Here is a 24,773-nt window from a genome sequence, read left to right as displayed (position 1 = left end):
TCATCATTCTTCGAATTTCAGAGGATCTCCTTCAAATGGAGACGTCGAGATCTTTATGGAATCTGTCGGACAGCCTTCGAAAGCATCTTCCATGTCCTCTTCATACAATTCTGGAACTTCCTCTGTACCTTCGTTTTCATCAAGGACGACATAAGCGATTCCTTCGTCGTCGTAATCGTATAGATCAGGGGCTGCAGCACCGCAGGCACCGCAAGCAATGCAGGTCTCTTTATCTACGATTGTATACTTGGCCATGAAAACGACCTCCTTCATTGAGACTTTCTATATGATGCAGGCATTGAATACATAAGTACACCGTTTATTGTAAATCCCAGTTGAAAGGTTTTCAACTAAACCATTTGAAGCTAGTAGGGAAAAGGGGGGAGAAGATGTTCGAACCATTGGTTTTGCGTTGTGTCGATCGATTCAGAGGAGAGCGAACAGTGTCGGGGATTTATCATTTACTGACAGGGAAACGATCTTCTCAAACCATGCAGGATGCTAAAGGGTATGAGCTTGATGCGTTTTTCGGTATCTATCCATCTCTGAAACGTGAACAACTGAAAAAGCAGATCGATGCATTGATTTCTGCAGGTCTTGTCCAAATAAATCAGCATTCTTTCCCTTCCATCACTTCAAAAGGGGCCGAGCGTTTGTATACGTTCCCTTCTCATGATCTTCAATTCTTTGAGGGCATGGTTTGGCATGATGTAATCCCTGCTTTCGTTAAAAGAATCAACCTTTTGTCTCAGATGATGACAAACTCCAATGCAGGTATTCACCATTATGTACCAATCGAGGATGACTTTGCCACACAAAAATGGGTGCGTACCGTCTACCGTCAATTTCAAGATAAATTACCAAAAATGGCGGATTCAATGTATGAGGAGATGTATGCCCTATTAAAAATGCATTCTTCTGTGCAAGCGGATTTGTTCGTCCATCGTTTGACAGGGGGAGGCGTCATCGGTATGACCATTGAACAGCTCACACGGGAGTTCGAATTGGACCGAGAAGATGTAGAGCTAATGCTGCAGCACACTCATTATTATCTGTTTCTTGAATCCAAGATGAAAAGAGATCATTACCCTGTGTTGCATTTATGTACAAAAGGGCTCGATGCCTCCCATCTGATCACTCAGTCGGCAAGGAAGACGTACCAATATATTCAACAAGGCATGGGTTTGCAAGAAATTATGACTATAAGAAGGTTGAAAAAGAGCACCATTCAAGATCATATTGTAGAATCTGCCCTAATCATGCCGGATTTTTCGATCACTTCTTTCCTGAGTGAAGAAAACGTGAGAGAAATCAATGCTATGGGAGAGCGATTGAATACAAAAAAGCTGAAACAAATTCATGAAGCTCTCGATGGGCAGTATGATTATTTCGAATTGCGCCTTGCATTAGCGAAAGGCCAGCACGCGATAAAGAAAGGTATGAAGCAGGATGAGGGATGATTTAGTTTCAGTATTGAAAGAGCATTTCGGTTTTGATGAATTCCGAGAAGGACAAAGAGAGGTGATTACAGATGTGCTCAAAGGGGAAGATGTATTAGGCATTTTACCTACTGGGACAGGCAAATCGCTTTGTTACCAACTGCCCTCCAAAATTCTTGGTGGAACCACACTTGTCGTTTCCCCACTCATATCTTTAATGGTGGATCAGGTGAAGCAATTAAAGGCATCTGGATATAAAGCAGTCACGGCTCTGAACAGTTTTATGGATCAGCCAGAGAGAAGTGCTGTGTTAAAAAACCTCCATCAATACTCCCTCGTATATATTTCACCAGAAATGTTGCAGAACGAATGGTTGCAGCAACGGTTGAATCGTATGTATGTCCATCTTTTTGTCATTGATGAAGCTCACTGCATCTCTCAATGGGGGCATGAATTTCGAACGGATTACCTTAAGCTTCATCAAACGATCGAAAACCTGGGAAATCCGACGGTGATGGCCTTGAGTGCAACAGCTACACCTGAAGTCCAACAGGACATCATGGAAAAATTAAAGCGTCCACATATGAAAAAACGAATCTATCCAATGGATAAACAAAACATTAGTTTTGCAGTTGAAGAATGCACAAGTGCAGAAGAGAAGACGGAACGAATTGTACAAGTGCTCAATAATAATCAAGCTCCGACAATGATTTATTTTTCAAGCCGGCAGTGGGCGGAAAAAGTGAGTTTTGAACTGAGGGATCGCTTAGATCAAAATGTCGCCTTTTATCATGGGGGCATGGAGCAAACCGATCGAATGTTAGTTCAGCAGCAATTTATGAGCAATCAATTAGACGTCATTTGTTGTACAAGTGCCTTTGGAATGGGCGTAGACAAAAAGAATATCCGGATTGTGATCCACTTCCACTTGCCACCTCAACTAGAATCTTTTATCCAGGAGGTGGGGAGAGCAGGACGAGATGGGGGAGCTGCCGTCAGTCTATTGCTCTTTACGCGTCAGGACCATTACCTTCCTCAAAGGCTCATTCAGAGTGAACTTCCTGAAAAAACGGATCTGCAACGAGTCTTTTCCTTTTTGAGGAAGAAGCAGGGAGAAGACATTCCAGAAGATGAGGGGATGATTGAACGGTTTGAATTATCAGAATCACAATGGAACTTCATCAAGTTTCAATTAGAGGAAGAAGGGGCAATAACGAATGGTAGACTATTAGAAGTGACGCCTGACCTCATTCAGAAAATATCTCGTGTTCTGGAAGAAAGGTGGATCTATAAGCATAACAAGCTGAATGAAATGTTAAAGTGGATCCACGCAACGGATTGTCGTAGAAAAGCGTTGTATCACCCATTTCAGGACACGGTCCGAAAGCCAACCGTCCCCTGTTGTGATGTCTGTGATTTCCTTATCGACGACCTTACTTTACAAGAGGAGAGGCAAACCTATCGAAAACATAGCTGGGAAGATCGGCTAAAGCTGATTTTCAAACAAGGAGCCGATTTATGAAACGAAAGAGTCAATCAGAACTGATCATGGAAATGAACGACAGGGAAATCACTTTACAATTGGTACTCACTCAATTGATCATCCTGATTCTCGCTCTCATTGGCAGTGCATTCCTTTTTGATGCCTTTTGGGACGATTGGCGTAGACAATTCGATTTCCAACCAGGTGAGCTGCTGGTTTATGGTTTGATTCCGGGACTTATGGTGCTTCTCATCGACCTTTTTCTCGTGTATCGTTTACCTCAAAGGATGTACGATGATGGTGGCATCAATGTCAAAGTATTTAAGAATCGTTCCAACATTAGCATTATCGGTATCACTTTATTGGTAGCTTTTAGTGAGGAGATGTTGTTCCGAGGCGTCCTGCATGCAGAGTTTGGTTATGTTGTGGCCAGTGTCCTCTTTGCTGTCATGCATATCCGGTACTTAACGAAAGTCGTGTTATTGGTTTCGGTTTTATTCGTCAGTTTTTTTATTGGTTATATGTATGAGGTGACTGGTAACTTACTCGTTACTATCGTTGCGCATTTTCTTATTGATGTCGTATTAGCCTTTTGGATACGTTACGGAAAATGGGGTGAAGCCGATGAGTGATCAGCATTCATCAGAAGATCAAGCAGAAAAGTTGAAGGGGAATGCAGAGGATGGCGAATTCGAAAAAGAAGCGTTAGATGTCCTCGATCTACCTCCAAGAAAGGATGTTCATGAAGGGAAACAAGAAAAGATGAGGTGGAAGTTGAATGCCATTTGGATGCGATTTCTCTTCGTGCTCCTACTCATCTTAATGATTGTGATTCTTTCCTATCCTTACTGGGATGTCTGGTTCGGACAGACTTTTCCAAAACCCGCTCTCCTAGAAGAATCGCCCTACCATGAATCAATCACGGTAGAGCGATAACGTTAGAAAAACTGCTTTCGATCCTTTTCAAACTTAAGGATTTCCACCGCTTCCCTGAATCTTTGGGAATGGACAACTTCACGCTCACGCAAGAATTTTAAACTGTCATTCAAGCATGGGTCATCTGACATGTTAATGATCCACTGATAGGTAGCCCTAGCTTTCTCCTCGGCAGCAATATCCTCATAAAGGTCAGCAATTGGATCTCCCTTCGCTTGGATATAAGTGGCCGTCCATGGGCTTCCTGCCGCGTTATTGTAATACAAGGCATGATCGTGGTTAGCATAATGCGCCCCAAGTCCAGCTGCCTTCATTTGTTCTGGTGTAGCATCTTTCGTAAGTTTATAGATCATTGTGGCAATCATTTCTAAATGAGCGAATTCCTCTGTCCCGATATCTGTCAAAAGCCCGATAACTTTATCAGGTATGGTGTACCGCTGGTTTAAGTATCGAAGGGCTGCAGATAACTCGCCGTCTGCTCCTCCATATTGTTCAATCAAATATTTCGCTAGTCTTGGATTGCATTCTGTTACTTTAACTGGATATTGTAATTTCTTTTCGTAATACCACATAAGCGCCCTCCTGTATCCTTCATGAACGAAGGGTTATAATTGCCATGGCCACGGACTGTCTCCCCAATTCCAAGGGTACCCTGAAAAACTACTCCCGTATTGCCTTAACGGCCCAAATCGCTGCTCATAGGCCGATTTCAGGTCTCGACTTTCAACCGCAAGCTGGTTGAATTGTTGGATTGCCTGGGTGTCCTGGGGGTGGGTATCCAGATAAAGCGTAAGTTCCACCAAAGCGAAATCAACCATCTGGATTTTTTCCATTAAAGCATAGCGCTCTTTAGCAGAATCGGCCGCTTGTTTCATTTTTTAGCTCCTTTCTCTAACGGTGTAGGATATGGATCAAACAATGCAGGCCAAAGCGTCCCTTTATACAACGCTTCTTGAATAGGGAACTGTTGCAAATTCGGAGGCTGAAACCCCATGTAAAGATTCGGTGGGGTTTGATAACAAACCGTCCCTCTTGGCGGACAAGGGTCAAAAGGGCCGTGATAAGGCTGGTAACATTTAATTGGTGTGAACATCTTAAATCACATCCTTTTCCTTGGGATTTTATGTGAACATTTCTTGTCCTATTCGACCAAGGGAGGATATTCGTATGCAGATGGCGAAATAATAACCGTGCAAATTAAAAGAAGAGGTGAGTGTATGTTTGTTAAAGGAATTATGAAACCCGCCCACAAATCCTTCACGGCGGAATCAACCGAATCCCTTTCAGGTGTTTTGAAAGTACTTGATGATAAAGATGTAGAGGCCATGCCTGTCTTGAAGGCAGGTCAATTCACAGGAATGATTTCTAAAGAAATCATTTTTCGAGCCTATTTTAATTCGGACGAAGGCATAGATCGAAAAAGTTTTCTTAGCGAGACGACGGCTGGTGACGTTGCTATGCATGAAGACTATCATATTCATAATGAAGAAGTTTTCGAACGGACGCTGCCTATGTTCAAGGGTTTTTCTGTACTGGCTGTCGTGGACCAATCCAAAAAGTTTCTCGGCCTTGTGACGAGATACGATGTCATTGAACAGTTTGAAAGTGCCTTCGGCGTCAACAAAAAAGGAGTAAGAATCGCTTTCACTTCTGAAGAGTCATCTGGAAGGATCGAGAGACTTGGGGATATTATAAAGAGTTATCATGAAAACGTCATTTCACTGGCTACGTTTGATGAAACCGACAAACTTGCCAGAAGAATTGTGTTGAAGATTGAAGACAACGATAATATTGAAGCATTCACGAAAAAACTTGAGAAGACGGGCTTTAGGATCTTGAGCGTAAAGAATGTGTGATTGTGTTTGACATTCCTTTGGTATGGCATAGGAACATAATGAAACCGCTCATCGTGCGATTATGAGCGGTTTTGTTATGTTCAATGTGGAACGAACAGGTATGGATTGTAGTCAAGGGTACTGACTGAATGGTATGAACATTTCCCTTTGATCATGAAACGCATGATTTTAGTGTATGAATGTTTTAAAACGAGGGGGCGGTTGTGATAATATATAGGTTCTACTCTAATGAAGAGGGGGGTCCATATGGTTTGGTTGGTGCTACTCGGTATTTTAGGTGGTCTGTCTCTATTGGGTTACATGTATTTTTTATCCGAAAAGGATCACCTCCGACAGAAACAATTGACTTGTCGTGAGTTGGGCGCGAAACAAAGCGTACAACTATTATTCATCAGCGATATACATAACCGGAAATTGAAGGTAAAGACGTTCAATCAAATAAGCTCCGTGGACCTAGTGATCATTGGAGGAGATTTTGTAGATAAAAGAACTTCGAAGGAGCGGTTCAAACACAACCTTTCCATATTGAAAAAGTGGGGTGCTCCGGTTTACTTCATACCTGGGAACAATGATCACGAATGGAATTTTGGATCTTTTTTAGATGAGTTGGTCAGAGAAGGAGTCGTTCCCCTTTCGAATGAAGATGAATGTATAGAGTTTTCCAATGGTTTACCTGTGGTATTAAGCGCTTTGGATCCTTATTTCATGAAACCGATTCGTAACGCGTCTTACATAGAGGATAAAAAATATCTGCAGATCCTTTGTGTGCATGATCCGTATGTTTTTAAGCAAATGAACGATGAGTCCAAAGAGAGATTTGATCTGGTTATAAGCGGCCATACACATGGAGGTCAAATACGGATCTTTGGTTTCGGGCCTTATGAAAGGGGTGGATGGTCAATGAATGACCATCAGTCTTTGCTCGTGAGCGAGGGATATGGGACATCATTATTGCCTCTCCGTCTGGGTACAAGAGCAGAATGTCATTGGATAGAGCTGGTCCCGGAAATTGAATAAACTTCCAAAACATATAGGAGAATATTGAAATTTTACACACAATCTAGACATCCTATATAATAAGGGAAAATGGACGGGTGGAGGCAGACTTATGGCTACAACAAAAGCGAAATACAATATTAAAGCTGTGTCACAGTTATTAGGAATACAGCCGGGTACGCTCCGTGCCTGGGAAAGAAGATACAAAATGATACGCCCATCTAGAAATGAGGCTGGCCATCGTCTGTACACGGATGATCATGTCCGAATTCTAAAATGGTTGATGGAAAAAGTGAACAAAGGATTCACCATATCACAAGCTGTTTCTTTGTTAGAAAGCAACGAAGAAGTGCTGTCAAGTTCTAATGAATCTGAACATAAAACCGAACTCGATAAAATAGGGGACGAGCTGCTGAACAGCCTGCTCTCATTTAATGAAAACGATGCCCAGCGTCATCTGGATCATGCGTTTAGTTTATTTACACCAGAGACGGTCGCCATCGATATCATCGGCCCCATTTTGGTGAAAGTCGGTGATTTATGGGAGGAAAACCGGATTACGAGTGCCCACGAGCACTTCGCCAGCCAGTTCATCCGTTCAAGGATCGGCATGATGCTTTTGTCTATTCCTGTAGAAGGAATGCTGCCAAAAGCTCTGCTTGTGTGTGGTCCTAATGAACGTCATGAATTAGGATTGCTCATCTTTGCTCTTTTCTTGAAACGAAAAGGGTATGATGTCATATATCTCGGTCAAAGCATTGCAGGGGGAGACATTGATGTTGTCATCGATGAAATTGACCCCACGTACATGTTCATGTCATGCACCCTCAAAAAAAATATCCCAATCACTGTAAGGCTGGCAGAATCGTTGCAAAAACAGTACCCCGAATTGAAAATCGGCCTCGGCGGCTATGCGTATGATCGTCTTTCTGAACTTGATAAAAAACGGATCCAGCCATTTATTGTAGGAAACTCTAAAAAAGCATGGGAACGCTGGCTGCAAACCACCTAGCGTTTAACACGGATCATTTAACCTAAAGGTATCTAAAAGAATGGAACGGACCTTCTTGTGACGGGGGCCGTTCCATTCTTTTGATGGAATCCACTTCTCTTTGATCAGTCGATTCATCTACATACCCTTTTAGTTACGATTGAAAAATGTTTGCCCATGCCCAATTCGTTAGATATAATTTGAAAAAAGGTGCCATAATCGCATCAGTCATCATAAGATATAGATAACACATCGTGACAGGGGGGCGATCATGTGCGAGTGGAAAGAATGACAAATGAGAAGTTTAAAATCTTCCTTACGTTTGATGATCTAATGGATCGAGGTTTGTCTCGTGAGGAGCTTTGGAGTGATTTACCGAGAGTGCATCGTATTTTCAGTGATATGATGTATGATGCTGGAATCGAACTGGGTGTCGAACTGTCTGGTGTCCTGTTGGTACAGGTGTATCTCCTGCAGGCGCAAGGCATGTTAGTCGTCGTAACAAAAACAGAGCCCGCCGATATCGAAGACGATGAAGATTACATTGAAATGAAAGTCACTTTGGATGAAAGTAAAGAGATGATGTTCTCGTTTGAAGACTTCGAACATGTCATCCAGGCAGGGCATCAGCTATATCAGCTTGATGTAACCGGAGGCCGTGTGTTCTTCTATCATGAATCCTATTATATGCTTCTAGAAGATGAAGATATCTTTCATTTAGATCAAGACCAAGTGATTGCGTTATTGTCTGAGTATGCATCCGCTACAGCAGCGACATCGCACCGCTTGATTGAATATGGAAAACAAATCATGGACAAAGATGCATGCCGAACCATCTATAAACATTTTTCATAAACTGCAAGAGCGACACTTCACAAGAGTCGTTCTTTTTTTATGACATGAAGATGAAGATCAAACTGGATAGTTATTCAACAAACTGGGTGGATTGTGGAAGACTCAGTTTCGAGAATTTTGTGTTGTGGGTAGGACTGCGGGGAATGACTCGCTTTCCGCGGGAGCGCGGTGAGCCTCCTCGGACTGCGTCCTGTGGGGTCTCACCCTGCACTTTTTTCCCGCAGGAGTCTCGCCATTCCCCTCCGCCCTTTGCCATAAGAATGTCTCGAAACTACTTCCATGAAAAGGTGCTTTACTCATAAGGAAAGAGGCATGTGCTATCTTCCACAGAAGCTATTCTAATATGAAAGCTTGGAATAGAGCGTTTTATGTCTGCATCGCCGAGATAGTGGAAGACACACTCACGTGTTAAAGGGGTTCGTTTTATCCATGCATCGAATGGGGGAAGCTGCGATATCCCACAGGACGAAGTCCGAAGAAGCTCGGCGCTCTCCCGCATGAAAACGAGTGGTTTCCCCCCTTGCTCCCATGTGGCAAACGAATCCCGATGACATCTCGAAACTGCGCCTTCAAGAAAAGGGAGTATAGTTTTGAGATGGATATTTACAGAGAATTTTTTGAATAATCCTGAGCGCGATTTTTAAATAGATGCTTGAAAGGGAACATGTTAAGATAAGAGTTGGTATAAGTTAATTAATATTTTGCGGTCTATGGAATGGAGTGTAACAAATGAAGATTGCGGTTTTATATGGTGGTACATCAGGGGAACGAGAAGTTTCTCTCTCAACTGGAAAGGGAATCATAAAAGCGTTGGAGAACAAAGGACACGACGTTACAGCGATTGATTTTTCTCCTGATAAACTGGAGGAAGTACTGAATTTAGACGTGGACCTAGTGTTCATCGGGTTGCATGGGCGTTTCGGTGAAGATGGAAAGATCCAAGGTCTCTTAGATATGCTTGGCATTCCATACGTCGGTTCAGGCGTTTTAGCTTCAGCCCTGGCTATGGATAAAGCGAAATCCAAACAAATCTTCTCTTTGAACGGTTTACACACAGCGAAAAGTGAAGTGTTTGATGTAACAGATCAAAGTCAATTTTCTGTAATCGAGGATGAAGTCAAACAAACGTTTACTCTTCCATTCGTCATAAAACCGAATCAGGAAGGTTCTACTTTAGGTCTAACCATCGTCAAGAAAGATGAGGACATACGTCAAGCCATTGAAACGGCTGCACAATCGGACTCTATGATTCTAGTAGAAGACTATGTCAAAGGTAGAGAAGTGACGGTACCTGTCATGGGACGCAAAGGGAAAGAACAGGCACTGCCTGTCATAGAGATTATTCCTAAGAATGATTATTATGATTTTGATTCAAAATATAAACCTGGAGGCAGTGAACATATCGTACCAGCCAAAGTGAGTGACAAGATGACAGCACAACTGCAGCAAGACGCCGTTTTGGCACATCAACTTCTTGGGTGTGATGTTTATTCACGCGTTGACTTCATTATCAATGAACAGGATGAACCCATCATTTTGGAAGTGAACACATTGCCAGGGATGACACCGACAAGCCTTTTCCCTGATTCGGCTCAGGCAATCGGGTTAAGTTATGACGACCTTATCCAAAAATTCGTAGAGCTATCGTAAATAACGACACACAAGTGTAAACGTTTACAATTTTTCTTTGAAAACGGTTAGAAAAAGCCGCATTCAGCTTTCCTAATTGGTAGTGAACGTGTATACTAATCACTGAAGAACGAGCCCTAATCGAATGGATTGATATAGGAGGTAAATGGATGGTAGCCGATAAGCCAACAGATTCTGCAAACCAAAATAATGACAAACTCGATGTGTTGAAGTCCACTCAGACGGTGGTCAAAAAAGCACTTGATAAATTAGGTTATCCAAATGAAGTATATGAATTGATGAAAGAACCTGTAAGGATGATGACGGTACGAATTCCGGTTCGTATGGATAATGATCAGATCAAAATCTTCACAGGCTACCGCTCCCAGCACAATGATGCGGTCGGTCCAACAAAGGGAGGCGTCCGCTTCCACCCGAACGTTTCTGAAAAAGAAGTCAAGGCGCTCTCTATTTGGATGAGTTTGAAAGCAGGAATTGTCGACCTTCCATACGGTGGAGGTAAAGGGGGGATCGTATGTGATCCTCGTGAAATGTCCTTCCGTGAACTAGAAGGAGTCAGCCGCGGATACGTGCGAGCCATCAGTCAAATTGTAGGACCAACGAAAGATATCCCTGCTCCTGACGTATTTACAAACTCTCAAATAATGGCCTGGATGATGGATGAATACAGCCGGATTGATGAATTCAATAATCCTGGTTTTATTACAGGAAAGCCTCTTGTGCTTGGTGGTTCCCACGGCCGGGAAACAGCGACGGCTAAAGGTGTGACCATATGTATAGAAGAAGCAGCCAAGAAAAAGGGAATCAACGTAGAAGGTGCAAGAGTTGTTGTTCAGGGTTTCGGTAATGCCGGAAGCTTTCTGGCGAAATTCATGCATGACCGTGGTGCTAAAGTGATTGGTATTTCGGATGCCTACGGTGGACTTCATGACCCTGATGGACTTGATATTGACTACTTATTAGATCGTCGTGACAGCTTTGGGACCGTTACAAACTTATTCAAGAATACCATTACGAATGAGCAGCTGTTAGAGCTTGATTGTGACATCCTCGTACCTGCAGCGATCGAGAATCAAATTACGGAAGATAATGCCCATAACATAAAAGCAAGCATCGTCGTTGAAGCAGCGAATGGTCCAACGACATTGGATGCTACGAGGATTCTATCTGAACGTGGCATTCTCCTTGTCCCTGACGTGTTGGCTTCTTCAGGAGGCGTGACAGTATCTTATTTCGAATGGGTACAGAACAACCAGGGGTATTACTGGACGGAAGAAGAAGTGGATGAAAAGCTTCACAAAGTCATTGTCAAAGGGTTTGACAACGTTTATCGAACGTCTGAAACACGTCGTGTAGATATGCGATTGGCGGCTTATATGGTCGGTGTTAGAAAAATGGCGGAAGCATCGAGATTCCGTGGATGGATCTGACTTGATTCTAAGAATGCAATCTCCTATCATGGGTATGATAGGAGATTCATTTTTTTGTTTGAAAGAAACATACCTGTGACTCTTTAAAGTTCGTAAATAAATGGGGTCCTAATTATCGAATACCGCTCTAATGTGCCAGAATGTTTTGTTCCCTGGTGTACTAGAGCCCAAACTGCCGCATGAACAGTGTGTATGGAAACCTTACCATATTGAAAAAGGTATGACCTTTATTGGGAAAGAAAGAGGAGTGTTGGTCTTGCAACAAGAACATGTCATTATCATCGGTGGTGGACCTTGTGGAATGAGTGCAGCCATCGAATTGCAAAAAGAAGGGTTCGAACCCCTAATTATAGAAAAAGGGAACATCGTCAATTCGATTTACCATTACCCGACGCATCAGACGTTTTTCAGTTCGAGTGAAAAGCTGGAAATAGGAAACATCCCTTTCATTTCAGAGCGCCAGAAACCTGTGCGAAATGAAGCACTGGCCTATTATCGAGCCGTGTCGGGACGGGAAGATCTTCGAGTAAACACTTATGAAAAGGTGACGCAGGTGGAGCGGGGTGATCAAGGGTTTACCCTCCATACAGAAAAAGAAGACGGTTCCGAAAAAACATATCTTGCCGACCAAATCGTCGTCGCGACTGGCTACTATGATCAACCGAACTATATGAATGTAAAAGGTGAAGGTCTGCCGAAAGTGATGCACTATTTTAAAGAAGGCCATCCCTATTACAAAAAGAACGTGGTGATTATAGGAGGGAAGAATTCCGCTGCCGATGCTGCATTGGAATTGGAAAAATCAGGAGCTCACATCACCGTTCTTTATCGTGGTGAAGATTATTCAAAAAGCATTAAGCCATGGATTCTGCCTCAATTTGAAGCACTCGTTAGAAAAGGAATCATTGATATGGAATTTTGTGCGAACGTGAAAGAAATCACCAGGGACGAGGTTGTCTATGAGTGTAAAGGTGAGGAAAAGCGTATAGACAATGACTTTGTCTTTGCTATGACAGGGTATCGTCCTGACCATGCGTTTTTGACAAAAATGGGTGTAGAAATGGATGAAGAAACAGGAAGGCCCGCATTTGATGAGGATACGATGGAAACGAACGTTTCTGGAATCTATATCGCAGGAGTCATTGCTGCCGGCTACAACAACAATGAAATTTTCATTGAGAATGGAAGACACCATGGATCCAAGATAGCTAAAGCTATCCCTGCTAAATAAAAAATAAGCCTGAAGTCACTTGGACTCCAGGCTTATTTTTTTGCTCTTGATACGCTTAGCTGAACATATGTTCCAGTTCAGTCAGGTTCGACGTCATCTCGAGCGCAACCATAAGTTTAATTCGTGCCTTCGGTCCAGTTAGACCATTAGCAAAAATGATTCCCATTTCTTTTAACTGGCGCCCTCCACCTGGATAACCGTATGTATCCTGAACAATTCCCTGGTAACAACGGGAAACCAAGACGACCGGAATGGACTCATCTAACGTCCGCTTTAGAGCATCCAAGGTTTCAGGAGGCAGATTTCCTTGACCTAGAGCTTCAATGACAAGTCCGTTCACACCGCTCTCTCGTACAGCATCAATTAATGAACCATCCATTCCAGCATAAGCTTTTATGAGTGACACATGTTTTCCGATCTTTTGAATCGGATAAGAATCATGCCTTGTCATTTTGTGGTGGAAAAATACTTCCGTCTTCGTTGTGATCCCGATCGGACCGTATTGGGGACTTTGGAAGGTTGCTACATTACTCGTGCTCGTTTTTGTTACATTTCTTGCCGTGTGAATTTCATCGTTCATGACTACAAGGACACCTTTGTCCTGTGCTTCATCACAATTGGCTACTCGAATCGCGCTAAGCAGATTGTACAACCCATCTGAACCGATTTCATTACTAGACCGCATAGCTCCGGTTACAACCACGGGTTTTCTCGTCTGCAAAAACAAGTCCAAAAAATAAGCGGTTTCTTCTAATGTGTCCGTCCCGTGCGTAATGACGATGCCATCATAGTTTTTTTTGGACATTTTTTCGTGGATGGATCTTCCTAACTTCAGCATGTGATCCGGTCGGATATGCGGGGAAGGGAGGTGAAATAAAATTTCGTCTTCAATAACTGTGTTCCCTTTAAGCATGGTAGAGAATTCATCCAAAGGGTGCTTGGATGAAGTATTCACTTCACCTGTGTCTTTGTTTTCCTGCATGGATATTGTGCCACCTGTGTGAATGACTAGTATACGCTTCATAATTACACCATCTTCCATTCTAATGTTCCTTTTCTCATACCTTCATGATACGATGAATCTTAGGTGAATGAAAGAGAGAGGGTTGAGAAACATGGCCATATTGACTGCCGCTATATCTCCTGCTGTGGCCATTATGACATTTATATACTTGAGTAAACGAATTGAATTAGAACCCCTTCCTTTAATTATACGAATGTTTATCATAGGCGTCATTATGGTGTTTCCTATTATGTTCGTACAATATGCTTTCGAAGCCGAAAATGTTTTTCATTCGTCATTTTTGAAATCTTTTTTTCTCGCTGGATTACTTGAAGAATTCTTCAAATGGTTCTTTTTGCTTTTTGTAGCCTACCGCCATGCAGATTTTGACCATCATTACGACGGGATCATTTACGGTGTGGCTGTGAGTTTAGGTTTTGCAACGATAGAAAATATTATCTACCTTTTTCAAAATGGGATTGAAATTGCCATTTTACGGGCTGTGTTCCCTGTTTCTTCTCATGCCCTTTTCGGAATTATCATGGGCTATTATATAGGGAAAGCGAAGTTCAGAACAAATCGGTCCACCTTGTGTTTAGCTTTAGCGCTAATCATTCCCGTAGGGTTTCACGTCATTTATGATTACATCATTACTGTAAAGGAAATGACATGGATGTATTGGATCACACCTTTCATGATTGTCTTGTGGCTGATCGGTCTTCGTAAAATTAAGCTAGCCAATCAGCATCATGAAAAATTATTAAAACTATGAAGAACAGCTTCCGAGCTGTTCTTTTTTTATTTAATGTTCAGCATAGTTATTGAACAATATGTCAGGATTGTGTAAGGCTTGATTTCGAGTCTGTAGTGGGAGTTAAGGGTCGGAGGGAAAAGGTTCGTCTTGCTCCATCGTCCAGACACTCGCGTCATAAGCAGAACAGCAAAGGAATGAAAAGGCACATTCCGTTGCTGTTCTGCTTATGCCAGTCGTGTCTACCAGAACGATTCCGCATTTGAACACTTTCCGTGGGCGAGTGATGAGCCTCCTCGAGCTAACGCTCTGCGGGGTCTCATCTACCACGCAGTTCTTCGTAGATATCCAGTTCCGGCGCCTAGCGGCTAGTGAGACTTCCCTCGCTTCTGTACGATAAGTCAACATCGAATCACTCCGTTCTTCGTGTTTCCTTTATCTCCGCCAGCTCAGTCCAGTCCATACGCCGCTGTTCAAGGCGCCTCCACACTTAAGATAGGAGTCTCACCGTTTCCCTCCGACCCTTTGCCATGGGTAGATTCTCGAAACCACGGCTAAAAGATCAGCTTTTATCATAAACGATATTAGATTAAATAAACCGTTCTACAGGACGTAAAACCTTGATGCAGAGCGCTTTATACTTCTAACAGGGGATAGTGGAAGACATTCCAACTTGGTAAAGGGGGTCGTTTCTCTCCTACATCGAATGGGGTGGTTGGGAAGCTGCGAGACTCCCGCGGGAATGGATTGGCTGGCGAGACCCCACAGGACGAAGTCCGAGGAGGCTTGCCGTCATCCCCGCAGGAAAGCGAGTTGCTTTCCAGCCACCCCTGACGCTCAACCAGGCAACGAGCCCCGGGAACATCTCGAAACTGAGTCTTCCACTATAGGACGCTTATGTAGATTCCAGAGTCATAACAGGGATCATTATTTACTCTTTCTTAGTTAACAGAGCTCAGGAATGAAATTATGCATAATCTTTTGGTTCTGTTAAAAACTACCCCTATAACAAAACTATTGGGTCAGGGGTGGATATTGGATGTTATGGAAGAAGACGATGGTCGTTTTTTTGGGTATAACCTTGTTGGTTTTCCCTCTATCAGAGTTGACCTATGTCAAACCTGTCCTAGGTTTTTCAAATCAGGTCATTCAGCAAGGGGCAACAGGGGATGATGTTATTGAACTTCAATCCAGGCTGCAGTACTTAGGTTTCTACAACGGAGAGATTGATGGTGTTTTCGGTTGGGGTACCTACTGGGCCGTACGGAATTTCCAGTATGAATTTGGTCTGGAGATCGATGGTCTTGTGGGGCAGGAAGTGAAAAATAAGCTGAATAAAGCGAGTAACTATGATGAGGGTTATGTCAAAGAACAAATCAGGCAGGGGAAAGACTTCACACATTATGGAGGCGTTCCTAAATCTCAACAAACCAAACAAGGGAACAAACAACAAACTCAACAAAACCAACAACAAAATCAGCAACAAAATCAGCAACAACAGCAACAACAACCACAAGAACCGACAGCTGTTAACGTTCCAAGTGGATATTCTCAAAACGATATTCAATTGATGGCAAACGCTGTGTACGGAGAAGCTCGCGGAGAGCCTTATGTAGGTCAAGTTGCCGTAGCAGCTGTCATCCTGAACAGGATCAAGAGTGCTTCATTTCCGAATAATGCATCTGGTGTCATCTTTGAACCTCGTGCTTTTACAGCGGTAGCAGATGGTCAAATTTGGCTTGAACCTAATGATCAGGCAAAAGATGCGGTTATGGATGCGATTAATGGATGGGACCCTTCTGGTCAGGCCTTGTATTACTTCAACCCGGTCACAGCTACATCGGATTGGATTTGGTCAAGGCCACAAATCAAACAAATCGGCAAACATATTTTCTGTAAATAGGAGGTGGGCGCATGGGAAAATGGATCGCCATCATATTATTGAGTATAACTACGATCGGAGCAGGCGTTTGGGGATATAAAGAGAATCAGGATAAAAATGCCATCTTAATCCAGGCGGAGAACAGTTATCAACGGGCCTTTCATGAACTGACTTACAATGTCGACCTTCTTCATGACAAAATCGGTTCAAGCTTAGCGATGAACTCTCGAAACCGGCTATCGCCTCAACTCGCTGAAATATGGAAAATTTCGTCTGAGGCTAGTACAGATGTGGGTCAACTGCCTTTGACTCTTCTCCCTTTTAATAAGACAGAAGAATTCTTATATGATATCGGTGAGTTTGCTTACCGGACAGCTGTTCGGGACCTGGAAAAGAAACCCCTCAGTGAAGAGGAAGTTCAGATGTTGGAAAAGCTTCACCAGAAGTCAGGTGAAATTGAAGGCGAACTCAGAAAGGTACAAAATGTTGTCCTGAGTGATAACCTTAGATGGATGGATGTTGAGCTTGCCTTAGCTACGAACGATGAAGTCGGGGATAATACGATCGTCAATGGATTTAAAACCGTAGAAAAATCTGTCGATGGATTCGAAGACTCGGTGACGCAAACAGGACTCGGTACCTCAGGCCCTGAAAAAAGCTACCGACACCTAAAAGGTGAAAAAATTAATGAAAATCAAGCAAAGAAAATAGCCAGTCAGTGGCTGGAAAAAGTATCTACTGATAAGTTGACGATGACCAGATCAGGAAAAGGTGCGGATGTACCCATGTACACGGCTTCCTTCCAAAACGGGGATAAGAATGGGTACATCGATTTAACGGAAAAAGGGGGGCACCCTTTGACCATTATGATCAGCCGTGAAGTACAGGATCCTAAAATTTCTCTTTATGAAGCTTCTGAAAAGGCAAAGGAATATGTCAAGGGTTTGAAAATATCAAACCTTGAACTCGTTGAAAGCAATCAGTACGATAAGATGGGTGTTTTCCGTTTTCTATACACTCAAAATGATGTCAGGTTCTTCCCTGATTCTGTTGTCGTAAAAGTAGCCCTTGATAACGGGGAAGTACTAGGTATGAGTGCCCGTGATTATTACAATTTCCATAGTGAGCGAGAGCTTAATGAACCGGAAATTTCGGTGGAAGAAGCAAGGGAGAAAGTGAATCCAAATGTTGAAATTCAGGAGCACCATCTTTCTGTAATTGAAAATGATGTCAAAGAACAAGTTCTCTGTTATGAATTCCTAGCTACGATGGAAAACACAACCTACCGTATATTTATCAATGCCAGCAATGGCCAAGAAGAAAAAGTGGAAACACTGAAAAAAGCAGAGATCAAATTTAACCAGGAAGTCTGAAAAAGGACCCTTTCATCAGGGTCCTTTTTCTCTGCCTTTAGACCTACCATCTTCCTTTTTATAAAGAGACGTGAGATAATAGAACCATATACATGGAGGGGGAGCAGGATGCAGAACTTGAAGGTAGGAACACCTCTCACACTGGAGTTAAAAAAGCCAGATGGGGATGAAGTCGATCAATATAGGTGTAAGTTGGTGGATTTCGAGGGTAATAAAATTTACATTGATTACCCTGTACATACTGAAACAGGCCGAACCGGTTTTTTTCTGGATGGCACACAGTTTCAAGCAAGCTTCGTCGGTCAAGACCAATCGGTTTATTGGTTTAAGACGGAGGTGTTTGCAAGAGAAAAAAGGAATATTCCAGTCATAGGATTACTCTTTCCTGGTTCGGAAGCTTTAAACAGGATCCAGAGACGGAAATATGTCCGTGTGGATGCAAGTGTAGATGTGGCTGTATGTGTAGCAGGAACAACAAGTTCTTTTCCTACCATTACGAACGATATTAGTGGAGGAGGCGTGATGGTCTTACAATCGCCGTCTGAAAAATTATCGGAAGAGGAAAAGCTCGACTTGACTCTTGTCCTCCCGATGAATACGGGAGAGACGCATTATGTGTTCGCAGGAGGCGAGGTCATCCGCGTCATTTCCGCTAAAGATCACCAGCCTGAAAAGGTTTCTATTGAATTTAACGATATTCATGAAAAAGATAGACAGCTGATTATCAAGTATTGTTTTGAACAACAAATGCAGGCGCGGAAAAGGGCACTCAAATAAATGGATTTTTGTGGTCCAATTATGTTATTCTTGACTTTGATCATGAAGCAAAAATTTTAGAGAAAACGCGCTGTGACAGTGCGTTTTCTCTTTGATAAGACAGATGGAGGATACGGATCGTATGAACACAATGACAATTGCCATTGACGGCCCAGCGGCAGCCGGAAAAAGTACTGTAGCAAAAAAAGTCGCAGAAAAGCTCTCTTTCATTTATGTGGATACGGGGGCTATGTACCGTGCATTGACATGGAAAGCTTTAAAACAAAATGTTTCACTAGAAGACGAAAATGGACTCGCTCACCTTCTGAGTCAATCGGATTTGAACCTGGTTCAGAGTGACGTTGGACAAAGGGTCATCCTGGACCAACGTGACGTTTCAGACGAAATCAGGACATCAGAAGTGACCAATCAAGTGTCGCTCGTCGCAAAACACAAAAAAGTTCGGGAAGAGATGGTTCAAAGACAACAGGAGCTTGTAAAAGACAAAGGTGTCGTTATGGATGGCCGAGATATCGGAACCCATGTGCTTCCAGATGCGGAAGTGAAGGTCTTCATGATCGCTTCTGTGGAAGAAAGAGCAGAAAGGCGTCATAAAGAAAATCTTGAAAAAGGCTTCCCGTCCGATTTGAATCAATTGAAAGAAGAAATCCGAAAACGTGATGAAATTGACTCCAACCGGGAAATCGCACCGTTGGTAAAAGCAGAAGATGCCATTGAAATTGATACGACGTCAATGAATATTGATGATGTGGTAGACGCCATTTTAACCATCGTGCAAGAGAGTAAGGAGAAAGGGGAGTAGGGATGAATTTATACAAACTAGGAAAAGCCTTGTGCAGCATCATCTTATATCCGATGTACCGAATACAAACCGTCGGAAAAAAGAACATCCCTGCTGAGGGTCCTGTAATTATTTGCTCCAATCATATTTCAAACCTGGACCCACCTGTTGTAGGTATAACGAGCAGTCGGAACATTTACTTCCTTGCAAAAGAAGAGTTGTTTAAAAACCCAGTCATTGGGGGTATATTGAAAAAAGTCCATGCTTTTCCGATCAAACGTGGCATGAGGGATAGGAACGCCTTAAGAAAAGGTCTGGATGTATTAAAAGAAGGCCACGCACTTGGTCTTTTTCCTGAAGGAACAAGGCAAAAAAACGGTGAAGTCGGTAAGGGCCTCGCTGGGGCCGGATTCTTTGCTTTGAGATCCGAAGCTACGATCGTACCTTGTGCGATCATCGGACCCTACAAAAAGTTCAAGAAATTGAAAGTGGTTTACGGAGAACCGATTGATATGTCGGAATATCGTGAGCAGAAGGCTTCAGCCCAAGTTGTCACAGATCGAATCATGGAAGAAATCAGACAATTGCATAAAATTCATCAATGATGAGGCGTAATCACTTGACAAAATGCTCTAAATATTAGAAGTTAGACAAAAGGGCATTTCTGTATTATTAGGTTGTGTCGGAATTTGAAGGAGGTAGCTTGGTATGGATGAAATGAATCAAGAAGTATCTGGAATGAAAGAATTCTCTGCAGGGGACATCGTGACTGGTAAAGTCGTGAAGATTGAAGAAAAACAGGTCCTTGTAGATGTTGGATATAAAGTCGAAGGTATTGTACCTATCAGTGAATTATCCAGCCTTCATGTTGAAAAAGCTTCTGATGCAGTGAGTGAAGGAGACGAACTCACTCTACAAGTGAAGAAAGTGGAAGATGATGAAATCGTACTTTCTAAACGTGCCGTCGATGCTGACAAGGCATGGGAAGATTTAGAAGCTAAATTTGAAAGCGGAGAAATCTTTGAAGCTGAAGTCAAGGATGTTGTCAAAGGTGGGCTTGTTGTCGATATCGGCCTGCGTGGATTCATTCCAGCTTCTTTGGTTGAAACGTATTACGTTGAAGATTTTGAAGACTATAAAGGAAAGACACTTTCCCTTAAAGTCGTGGAATTGGATCGTGAGCAAAACCGTGTAATCCTTTCCCACCGTGCAGTCGTTGAGCAAGAAGAGTCAGCGAAAAAGCATGAAGTGCTACAATCTCTAGAAGAAGGACAAGTAATCGAAGGTACAGTACAACGTTTGACTGACTTTGGTGCTTTTGTAAACCTTGGAGGTATTGACGGACTTGTACATATCTCCCAGCTATCCCACCAACATGTGGAAAAAGCATCTGACGTTGTTGAAGAAGGTCAAGAAGTCAAAGTCAAAGTACTTTCCGTCGATCGTGACAATGAGAGAATCTCTCTTTCATTGAAAGCTACTCAGCCAGGACCTTGGCATGACATCACTTCAAAAGTGAACACAGGTGAAACCCTTGAAGGAACGGTTCGTCGTCTCGTAAGCTTCGGAGCTTTCGTTGAAGTGTTCCCAGGAGTCGAAGGTCTTGTCCACATTTCACAAATATCCAACCGTCACATCGGTACACCTGATGAAGTTCTAGAAGAAGGACAAACGGTTGAGGTGAAAGTGCTGGATGTTGACGAGAACGCTAAACGCCTTTCATTGAGCATGAAAGAGTTGGAGCGTGACGAGACTCGTGCAGAAATTCAACAGTATGAGAGAGAAGAGGACAATTCAGGGTTCTCTTTGAGTGACATGATTGGCGACAAGCTTGATAAATACAAAAAATAAGCTCTAAACGAACCGATGCTGTTCATATAATCAGTATCGTTGCTAAAGAGTTGAAAAAAGTAGGGATGGATATGAGCAGGTCTAAAAGAAAGATTGACCATATCCGCCATGCCATCAGTCACGAACGGGAGTTTCATAATCACTTTGATGATATTGAAATAGTTCATCAAAGTCTTGCCCGTCTCAATTTTGAGGATATACAAATGAATATAAAAGTAGGGGAACTTTACTTAAGTTCCCCTCTTTTTGTTAATGCGATGACTGGCGGCGGCGGAGAAGAGACGATGTCGATCAACCGAAATTTGGCTATAGTAGCCAAAGAGACCGGAATCGGGATGGCTGTCGGTTCTCAAATGTCAGCATTGAAAAATGCCGAAGAAAGAAAAACGTATGAAATTGTTCGGGAAGTGAATCCTGATGGGGTGATCTTTGCTAATGTTGGCAGTGAAGCCACTTTAGAACAAGCGAAGGAAGCGGTTGATATGCTTCAAGCCAATGCGCTGCAAATTCATATCAACACCCTTCAGGAAATGATTATGCCTGAAGGGGATCGCGATTTCACGCAACGGATGCAAAGGATTCAGGACATCGTTGATCATATGCACGTTCCAGTCATAATAAAAGAAGTGGGATATGGAATGTCTAAAGAAACCGCCGATACACTCTATGAAATGGGTGTTCGTTACCTTGATGTTGGAGGCAGAGGGGGCACAAACTTCTCGAAAGTAGAAAACATGAGGCGTGAACGTGCATACACTTCATTTAACAACTGGGGCATCCCGACACCAGTATCTGTATTAGAGGCGTCGATACATGATGATCTTCATATTTTTGCATCAGGGGGAGTTCGTAATGGACTTGATGGAGCAAAAGCAATGGTACTTGGTGCACAAGGGTTCGGAATGGCCGGCTCATTGCTCAAGGTGCTGGTGAATGAAGGAAGAGACGCATTAATTGAAGAAGTCCAACATATCTTACATGAATTCAAAATAGCCATGATGCTACAAAATGCTCATCAACCTCAAGAGTTGAATGGAAAAGCACATGTTAAGTTCGGTTATACCAAACAATGGTATGACCAAAGGATGAATTAGCCTATGACAAACTTGTCATAGGCTTTTTTACGTATCTTCCTATATGCCTTATTTAACATAAGTTCCCTATTCTTGAAGACTCAGTTTCGAGAAGTTTGTGTGAGTTTAGGGGCTCCGGGTAAAGGTTCGTCCAGGTCCATCGTCCAGACACTCGCGTCATAATCAGAACAGCAACAGAAAGAAAAATCGCATTCCGTTGCTGTTTTGCTTATGCCAGTCGTGTCTACCAGGGCGATTCCACATTTGAACACTTTCCATGGGGCGGGCGGTGAGCCTCCTCAGGCTACGCCTTCCGGGGTCTCACCTGTCCCACACGTCCCATAGGAGTCTCACCTTTTCCCTCCGCCCCTTGACCATAAGAGGATCTCGAAACTACTTCTGGGATAAGCTGCTTTACCTACAAGGAGTGGAGGATGTTAACTTCCGTGGATACTATTCTGAATACGAAGCATGGTTTATATCTCATTTTGCCTGCAACACCAATGTAATAGAGGCACTCTTCCCTCCTACGCAGGCATGAAGCGCTATGTATTGAGCTTTTACTTCCTGAATACCCAACGTGGAGAGGTTAATATTCTCCTCTTTATTCAATCATCAAGCTGAGTGTTCCAGAAGTGATTTCGAGATTCTCACATTGCAAAGGGGCGGAGGGGAATGGCGAGACTCCTGCAGGAAAAAAGTGCTTGGTGAGACCCCGCAAGGCGTTAGCCTGAGGAGGCTCACCGCGCTCCCGCGGAAAGCGAGTCATTCCCCGCAGCCCCGATCCACTCAACAAAAGTCTCAAAATCAAGCCTTATAGAATCCTGCCATATTACATAATAACTAAGTCACAAACGACGGCTAACGGCCTGCTTTCTTGATTCGACATGTTTAAAGCTTTGGTGAACCACACATAATAAAGGGTGAAGCTAGGGAGGTGTGGGGTTTTGGAGGCAACATTTTATTGGTTTGCTTGGTCCATGACGGTGATTGTCGTCTTTTTTATTCATCGGCGGAAATTGAAATTTGATCTGTTATTGACATTGGGAGTCATTATGGTTACATATGACATGCTTTCTTGGAGTCAGAAAGGACAATTTTACCTACATGTCCTTATTCTCCTCGTATTTGGAACTTATCTCTTTATATCTCACAAAAGGCCCATGTTTGACTATTTCTGGCCTTTCATTCTTAGCGCCGGGTACTCAGCTGTTTGGATGTTTATCATTGTTCATCCTGTGTGGGTGAACTTTCCGGGGATTTCTCTATTCCTTTTCATGCTTGTAGGTGTCCTTCGAATGTTTATTAGGGATGTAGATGGCCAGATGGGGCTGTGGTTGTTAATAAATGCCGGAGGTTCCTTGTTTTCCTTCTTTATCTTTGCGGTCTACCAAAACGAAGGTCTCGTTGATACTCACGTGATGCTGTCTTTCTCGATAAAAGGGATGTTTGTGCTGCTCCTTCTTCATGGGGTGGATCAATTGAAGAGATTTGTACGTAAAAAAAGAAAATCCATATCCAAAGGAGCTGCTTTTGTGTGAATGAATACACTTATCCCATTATCTTCGGAATCCTTGTCGGTACAGCTCTTCGAGTTTTTATGCTGCGTACGGATTATAGGCAATACCCGACTTATCTACATGGCAAGATCATTCACTTGTCCTTAGGGTTTATTGCGGCTGGACTTGGTACGATTGCAATTCCATCCATCATGGAAAAAGAATTTACTGCGGTAACTTTTTTGACGTTAGCGGCTTCCCAGTTCCGGGAAGTACGTAATATGGAAAGGAATACATTGACGGAAATGGACGCCTATGAACTGGTTCCTCGTGGCAATACGTACATTGAAGGGATAGCAGTTGCCTTTGAGAGCAGGAATTACCTCGTGATTTTCACTTCTTTTGTAGTGACCCTTTGTTACTTAGCCCTCAATGTTTGGGTGGCTTTAGGGGCAGCTGTTGTATGCTTTATTCTATCGGGCATGTTAATGAGTGGTTCGAAGCTGTCGGATATCGTAACCGTTGAAGAGAAGTCCATATCTTTTGACGGAGCAGGATTGTACGTGGATAACATTTACATCATGAACATTGGACTGCCCGAGAGGCAGGAAGAGATTTTAAAATATGGCATGGGGTTCGTATTGACACCTAAAGAATTCAGCGTACGATCGACCATTGCAAACCTTGGACAAAGGCAGGCGATCTTACATGATGTATCTGTAACCCTTGGCGTTTTTCGAGATTCGGGAACTCCCGCTCTTGTACCATTAATTAAGAGAGACCTGAATGATGGTAGGATTGGCGTATTCATTCTCCCTCAAGAGAAGAACTCGAAGCGTGCAAAAGAGATTATTGAACATGTACCCGTACTTGAAAATGCAATTCAAATGCCTTCGAAAAAAAGGTAGGAGGAATC

General features: G+C 42.9%; 26 protein-coding genes. 21 read left to right on the top strand and 5 right to left on the bottom strand.

Annotation, left to right across the window (positions count from 1 at the left end; translation table 11 throughout):
• Positions 1–3 precede the first annotated feature (3 nt).
• Entirely contained in the window at positions 4–255 is a 252-nt protein-coding gene (locus ACXACN_RS05895) for a ferredoxin (RefSeq protein WP_474963033.1), read from the bottom strand.
• A 134-nt stretch (positions 256–389) separates the two neighbouring features.
• Here ACXACN_RS05895 and ACXACN_RS05890 point away from each other — a divergent pair, with 134 nt between their 5' ends.
• The 4 genes from ACXACN_RS05890 to ACXACN_RS05875 are packed head-to-tail and all read left to right on the top strand — an operon-like array spanning position 390 to position 3,858.
• On the top strand, positions 390–1,460 hold the full coding sequence (locus ACXACN_RS05890; protein WP_474963032.1) for a YpbB family protein: 1,071 nt from the start codon (positions 390–392) through the stop codon (positions 1,458–1,460).
• Positions 1,450–2,961 (top strand): RecQ family ATP-dependent DNA helicase, encoded by a 1,512-nt coding sequence (locus tag ACXACN_RS05885; protein ID WP_474963030.1) that lies wholly within the window; start codon positions 1,450–1,452, stop codon positions 2,959–2,961. The genes ACXACN_RS05890 and ACXACN_RS05885 overlap by 11 nt, the downstream gene beginning before the upstream one ends.
• A complete protein-coding gene (locus ACXACN_RS05880; RefSeq protein WP_474963029.1) occupies positions 2,958–3,554 on the top strand; it encodes a lysostaphin resistance A-like protein in 597 nt (198 codons plus the stop codon). The genes ACXACN_RS05885 and ACXACN_RS05880 overlap by 4 nt, the downstream gene beginning before the upstream one ends.
• A complete protein-coding gene (locus ACXACN_RS05875) occupies positions 3,547–3,858 on the top strand; it encodes a hypothetical protein (RefSeq protein WP_474963027.1) in 312 nt (103 codons plus the stop codon). The genes ACXACN_RS05880 and ACXACN_RS05875 overlap by 8 nt, the downstream gene beginning before the upstream one ends.
• Positions 3,859–3,860: 2 nt before the next feature.
• Here ACXACN_RS05875 and ACXACN_RS05870 read toward each other — a convergent pair whose 3' ends face one another.
• The 3 genes from ACXACN_RS05870 to ACXACN_RS05860 are packed head-to-tail and all read right to left on the bottom strand — an operon-like array spanning position 3,861 to position 4,951.
• Complete coding sequence (locus ACXACN_RS05870; RefSeq protein WP_474963025.1) at positions 3,861–4,430, bottom strand: manganese catalase family protein; 570 nt, start codon at positions 4,428–4,430, stop codon at positions 3,861–3,863.
• Between the two features lie 33 nt (positions 4,431–4,463).
• On the bottom strand, positions 4,464–4,733 hold the full coding sequence (locus ACXACN_RS05865) for a spore coat protein CotJB (protein WP_474963023.1): 270 nt from the start codon (positions 4,731–4,733) through the stop codon (positions 4,464–4,466).
• Positions 4,730–4,951: a spore coat associated protein CotJA gene (locus tag ACXACN_RS05860; protein WP_474963022.1), complete on the bottom strand. Its 222-nt coding sequence runs from the start codon at positions 4,949–4,951 to the stop codon at positions 4,730–4,732. The genes ACXACN_RS05865 and ACXACN_RS05860 overlap by 4 nt, the downstream gene beginning before the upstream one ends.
• Positions 4,952–5,075: 124 nt before the next feature.
• Here ACXACN_RS05860 and ACXACN_RS05855 point away from each other — a divergent pair, with 124 nt between their 5' ends.
• From ACXACN_RS05855 to ACXACN_RS05825, 7 genes are all read left to right on the top strand, one after another.
• Entirely contained in the window at positions 5,076–5,714 is a 639-nt protein-coding gene (locus tag ACXACN_RS05855; RefSeq protein ID WP_474963020.1) for a CBS domain-containing protein, read from the top strand.
• 246 nt (positions 5,715–5,960) lie between these two features.
• Entirely contained in the window at positions 5,961–6,731 is a 771-nt protein-coding gene (locus tag ACXACN_RS05850; RefSeq protein WP_474963019.1) for a metallophosphoesterase, read from the top strand.
• 91 nt (positions 6,732–6,822) lie between these two features.
• Positions 6,823–7,722, top strand: coding sequence for a MerR family transcriptional regulator (locus tag ACXACN_RS05845; RefSeq protein ID WP_474963017.1), 900 nt, complete (start codon positions 6,823–6,825; stop codon positions 7,720–7,722).
• A 252-nt stretch (positions 7,723–7,974) separates the two neighbouring features.
• Positions 7,975–8,556: a genetic competence negative regulator gene (locus ACXACN_RS05840; RefSeq protein WP_474963015.1), complete on the top strand. Its 582-nt coding sequence runs from the start codon at positions 7,975–7,977 to the stop codon at positions 8,554–8,556.
• Positions 8,557–9,285: 729 nt separating this feature from the next.
• A complete protein-coding gene (locus ACXACN_RS05835) occupies positions 9,286–10,206 on the top strand; it encodes a D-alanine--D-alanine ligase (RefSeq protein ID WP_474963014.1) in 921 nt (306 codons plus the stop codon).
• Between the two features lie 149 nt (positions 10,207–10,355).
• Positions 10,356–11,636 (top strand): Glu/Leu/Phe/Val family dehydrogenase, encoded by a 1,281-nt coding sequence (locus ACXACN_RS05830; RefSeq protein ID WP_474963012.1) that lies wholly within the window; start codon positions 10,356–10,358, stop codon positions 11,634–11,636.
• Positions 11,637–11,892: 256 nt separating this feature from the next.
• Positions 11,893–12,867, top strand: coding sequence for a YpdA family putative bacillithiol disulfide reductase (locus ACXACN_RS05825; RefSeq protein WP_474963011.1), 975 nt, complete (start codon positions 11,893–11,895; stop codon positions 12,865–12,867).
• 55 nt (positions 12,868–12,922) lie between these two features.
• On the opposite strand, the gene ACXACN_RS05820 is transcribed toward ACXACN_RS05825, so the two are convergent.
• Positions 12,923–13,891 carry an asparaginase gene (locus ACXACN_RS05820; protein WP_474963009.1) on the bottom strand — a complete coding sequence of 323 codons (969 nt, stop codon included), beginning with the start codon at positions 13,889–13,891 and terminating at the stop codon, positions 12,923–12,925.
• Between the two features lie 91 nt (positions 13,892–13,982).
• Between ACXACN_RS05820 and prsW the strand changes: the two genes are divergently transcribed.
• The 10 genes from prsW to ACXACN_RS05770 all read left to right on the top strand — a co-directional run bounded on the left by prsW (position 13,983) and on the right by ACXACN_RS05770 (position 24,765).
• The gene (gene prsW, locus ACXACN_RS05815; protein ID WP_474963007.1) at positions 13,983–14,642 is read left to right on the top strand and encodes a glutamic-type intramembrane protease PrsW; all 660 of its coding nucleotides are present in this window, start codon (positions 13,983–13,985) and stop codon (positions 14,640–14,642) included.
• Between the two features lie 1,018 nt (positions 14,643–15,660).
• Positions 15,661–16,524, top strand: coding sequence for a spore cortex-lytic enzyme (gene sleB / locus ACXACN_RS05810; protein ID WP_474963005.1), 864 nt, complete (start codon positions 15,661–15,663; stop codon positions 16,522–16,524).
• A gap of 11 nt (positions 16,525–16,535) precedes the next feature.
• A complete protein-coding gene (ypeB, locus tag ACXACN_RS05805) occupies positions 16,536–17,876 on the top strand; it encodes a germination protein YpeB (RefSeq protein ID WP_474963003.1) in 1,341 nt (446 codons plus the stop codon).
• A 108-nt stretch (positions 17,877–17,984) separates the two neighbouring features.
• On the top strand, positions 17,985–18,653 hold the full coding sequence (locus tag ACXACN_RS05800; RefSeq protein WP_474963001.1) for a flagellar brake protein: 669 nt from the start codon (positions 17,985–17,987) through the stop codon (positions 18,651–18,653).
• Positions 18,654–18,774: 121 nt separating this feature from the next.
• On the top strand, positions 18,775–19,455 hold the full coding sequence (gene cmk / locus ACXACN_RS05795; RefSeq protein WP_474962999.1) for a (d)CMP kinase: 681 nt from the start codon (positions 18,775–18,777) through the stop codon (positions 19,453–19,455).
• A gap of 2 nt (positions 19,456–19,457) precedes the next feature.
• Positions 19,458–20,039, top strand: coding sequence for a lysophospholipid acyltransferase family protein (locus ACXACN_RS05790; protein WP_474962998.1), 582 nt, complete (start codon positions 19,458–19,460; stop codon positions 20,037–20,039).
• Between the two features lie 103 nt (positions 20,040–20,142).
• Positions 20,143–21,285 (top strand): 30S ribosomal protein S1, encoded by a 1,143-nt coding sequence (rpsA, locus tag ACXACN_RS05785; RefSeq protein WP_474962996.1) that lies wholly within the window; start codon positions 20,143–20,145, stop codon positions 21,283–21,285.
• 71 nt (positions 21,286–21,356) lie between these two features.
• A complete protein-coding gene (gene fni, locus ACXACN_RS05780; RefSeq protein ID WP_474962994.1) occupies positions 21,357–22,379 on the top strand; it encodes a type 2 isopentenyl-diphosphate Delta-isomerase in 1,023 nt (340 codons plus the stop codon).
• A 926-nt stretch (positions 22,380–23,305) separates the two neighbouring features.
• A complete protein-coding gene (locus ACXACN_RS05775; RefSeq protein WP_474962993.1) occupies positions 23,306–23,899 on the top strand; it encodes a YphA family membrane protein in 594 nt (197 codons plus the stop codon).
• Entirely contained in the window at positions 23,896–24,765 is an 870-nt protein-coding gene (locus ACXACN_RS05770) for a YIEGIA family protein (RefSeq protein ID WP_474962991.1), read from the top strand. Before ACXACN_RS05775 ends, ACXACN_RS05770 begins: the two co-directional genes overlap by 4 nt.
• Positions 24,766–24,773: the final 8 nt, after the last annotated feature.

Source organism: Halobacillus sp. AWM4_238 (genome assembly GCF_056158265.1).
The sequence above is the reverse complement of the archived record's forward strand: the minus strand, read 5'-3'. Positions and strand labels throughout refer to the sequence as shown.

Coding starts and splice junctions, on each gene's coding strand:
- ypeB (WP_474963003.1), top strand. CDS start 16,536: ATGGGAAAATGGATCGCCATCATATTATTGAGTATAACTACGATCGGA.
- ACXACN_RS05835 (WP_474963014.1), top strand. CDS start 9,286: ATGAAGATTGCGGTTTTATATGGTGGTACATCAGGGGAACGAGAAGTT.
- prsW (WP_474963007.1), top strand. CDS start 13,983: ATGGCCATATTGACTGCCGCTATATCTCCTGCTGTGGCCATTATGACA.
- ACXACN_RS05875 (WP_474963027.1), top strand. CDS start 3,547: ATGAGTGATCAGCATTCATCAGAAGATCAAGCAGAAAAGTTGAAGGGG.
- ACXACN_RS05885 (WP_474963030.1), top strand. CDS start 1,450: ATGAGGGATGATTTAGTTTCAGTATTGAAAGAGCATTTCGGTTTTGAT.
- ACXACN_RS05860 (WP_474963022.1), bottom strand. CDS start 4,951: ATGTTCACACCAATTAAATGTTACCAGCCTTATCACGGCCCTTTTGAC.
- ACXACN_RS05870 (WP_474963025.1), bottom strand. CDS start 4,430: ATGTGGTATTACGAAAAGAAATTACAATATCCAGTTAAAGTAACAGAA.
- ACXACN_RS05820 (WP_474963009.1), bottom strand. CDS start 13,891: ATGAAGCGTATACTAGTCATTCACACAGGTGGCACAATATCCATGCAG.
- ACXACN_RS05890 (WP_474963032.1), top strand. CDS start 390: ATGTTCGAACCATTGGTTTTGCGTTGTGTCGATCGATTCAGAGGAGAG.
- ACXACN_RS05895 (WP_474963033.1), bottom strand. CDS start 255: ATGGCCAAGTATACAATCGTAGATAAAGAGACCTGCATTGCTTGCGGT.
- ACXACN_RS05855 (WP_474963020.1), top strand. CDS start 5,076: ATGTTTGTTAAAGGAATTATGAAACCCGCCCACAAATCCTTCACGGCG.
- cmk (WP_474962999.1), top strand. CDS start 18,775: ATGAACACAATGACAATTGCCATTGACGGCCCAGCGGCAGCCGGAAAA.
- ACXACN_RS05880 (WP_474963029.1), top strand. CDS start 2,958: ATGAAACGAAAGAGTCAATCAGAACTGATCATGGAAATGAACGACAGG.
- ACXACN_RS05845 (WP_474963017.1), top strand. CDS start 6,823: ATGGCTACAACAAAAGCGAAATACAATATTAAAGCTGTGTCACAGTTA.
- ACXACN_RS05865 (WP_474963023.1), bottom strand. CDS start 4,733: ATGAAACAAGCGGCCGATTCTGCTAAAGAGCGCTATGCTTTAATGGAA.
- fni (WP_474962994.1), top strand. CDS start 21,357: ATGAGCAGGTCTAAAAGAAAGATTGACCATATCCGCCATGCCATCAGT.
- sleB (WP_474963005.1), top strand. CDS start 15,661: ATGTTATGGAAGAAGACGATGGTCGTTTTTTTGGGTATAACCTTGTTG.
- ACXACN_RS05850 (WP_474963019.1), top strand. CDS start 5,961: ATGGTTTGGTTGGTGCTACTCGGTATTTTAGGTGGTCTGTCTCTATTG.
- ACXACN_RS05790 (WP_474962998.1), top strand. CDS start 19,458: ATGAATTTATACAAACTAGGAAAAGCCTTGTGCAGCATCATCTTATAT.
- rpsA (WP_474962996.1), top strand. CDS start 20,143: ATGGATGAAATGAATCAAGAAGTATCTGGAATGAAAGAATTCTCTGCA.
- ACXACN_RS05830 (WP_474963012.1), top strand. CDS start 10,356: ATGGTAGCCGATAAGCCAACAGATTCTGCAAACCAAAATAATGACAAA.
- ACXACN_RS05800 (WP_474963001.1), top strand. CDS start 17,985: ATGCAGAACTTGAAGGTAGGAACACCTCTCACACTGGAGTTAAAAAAG.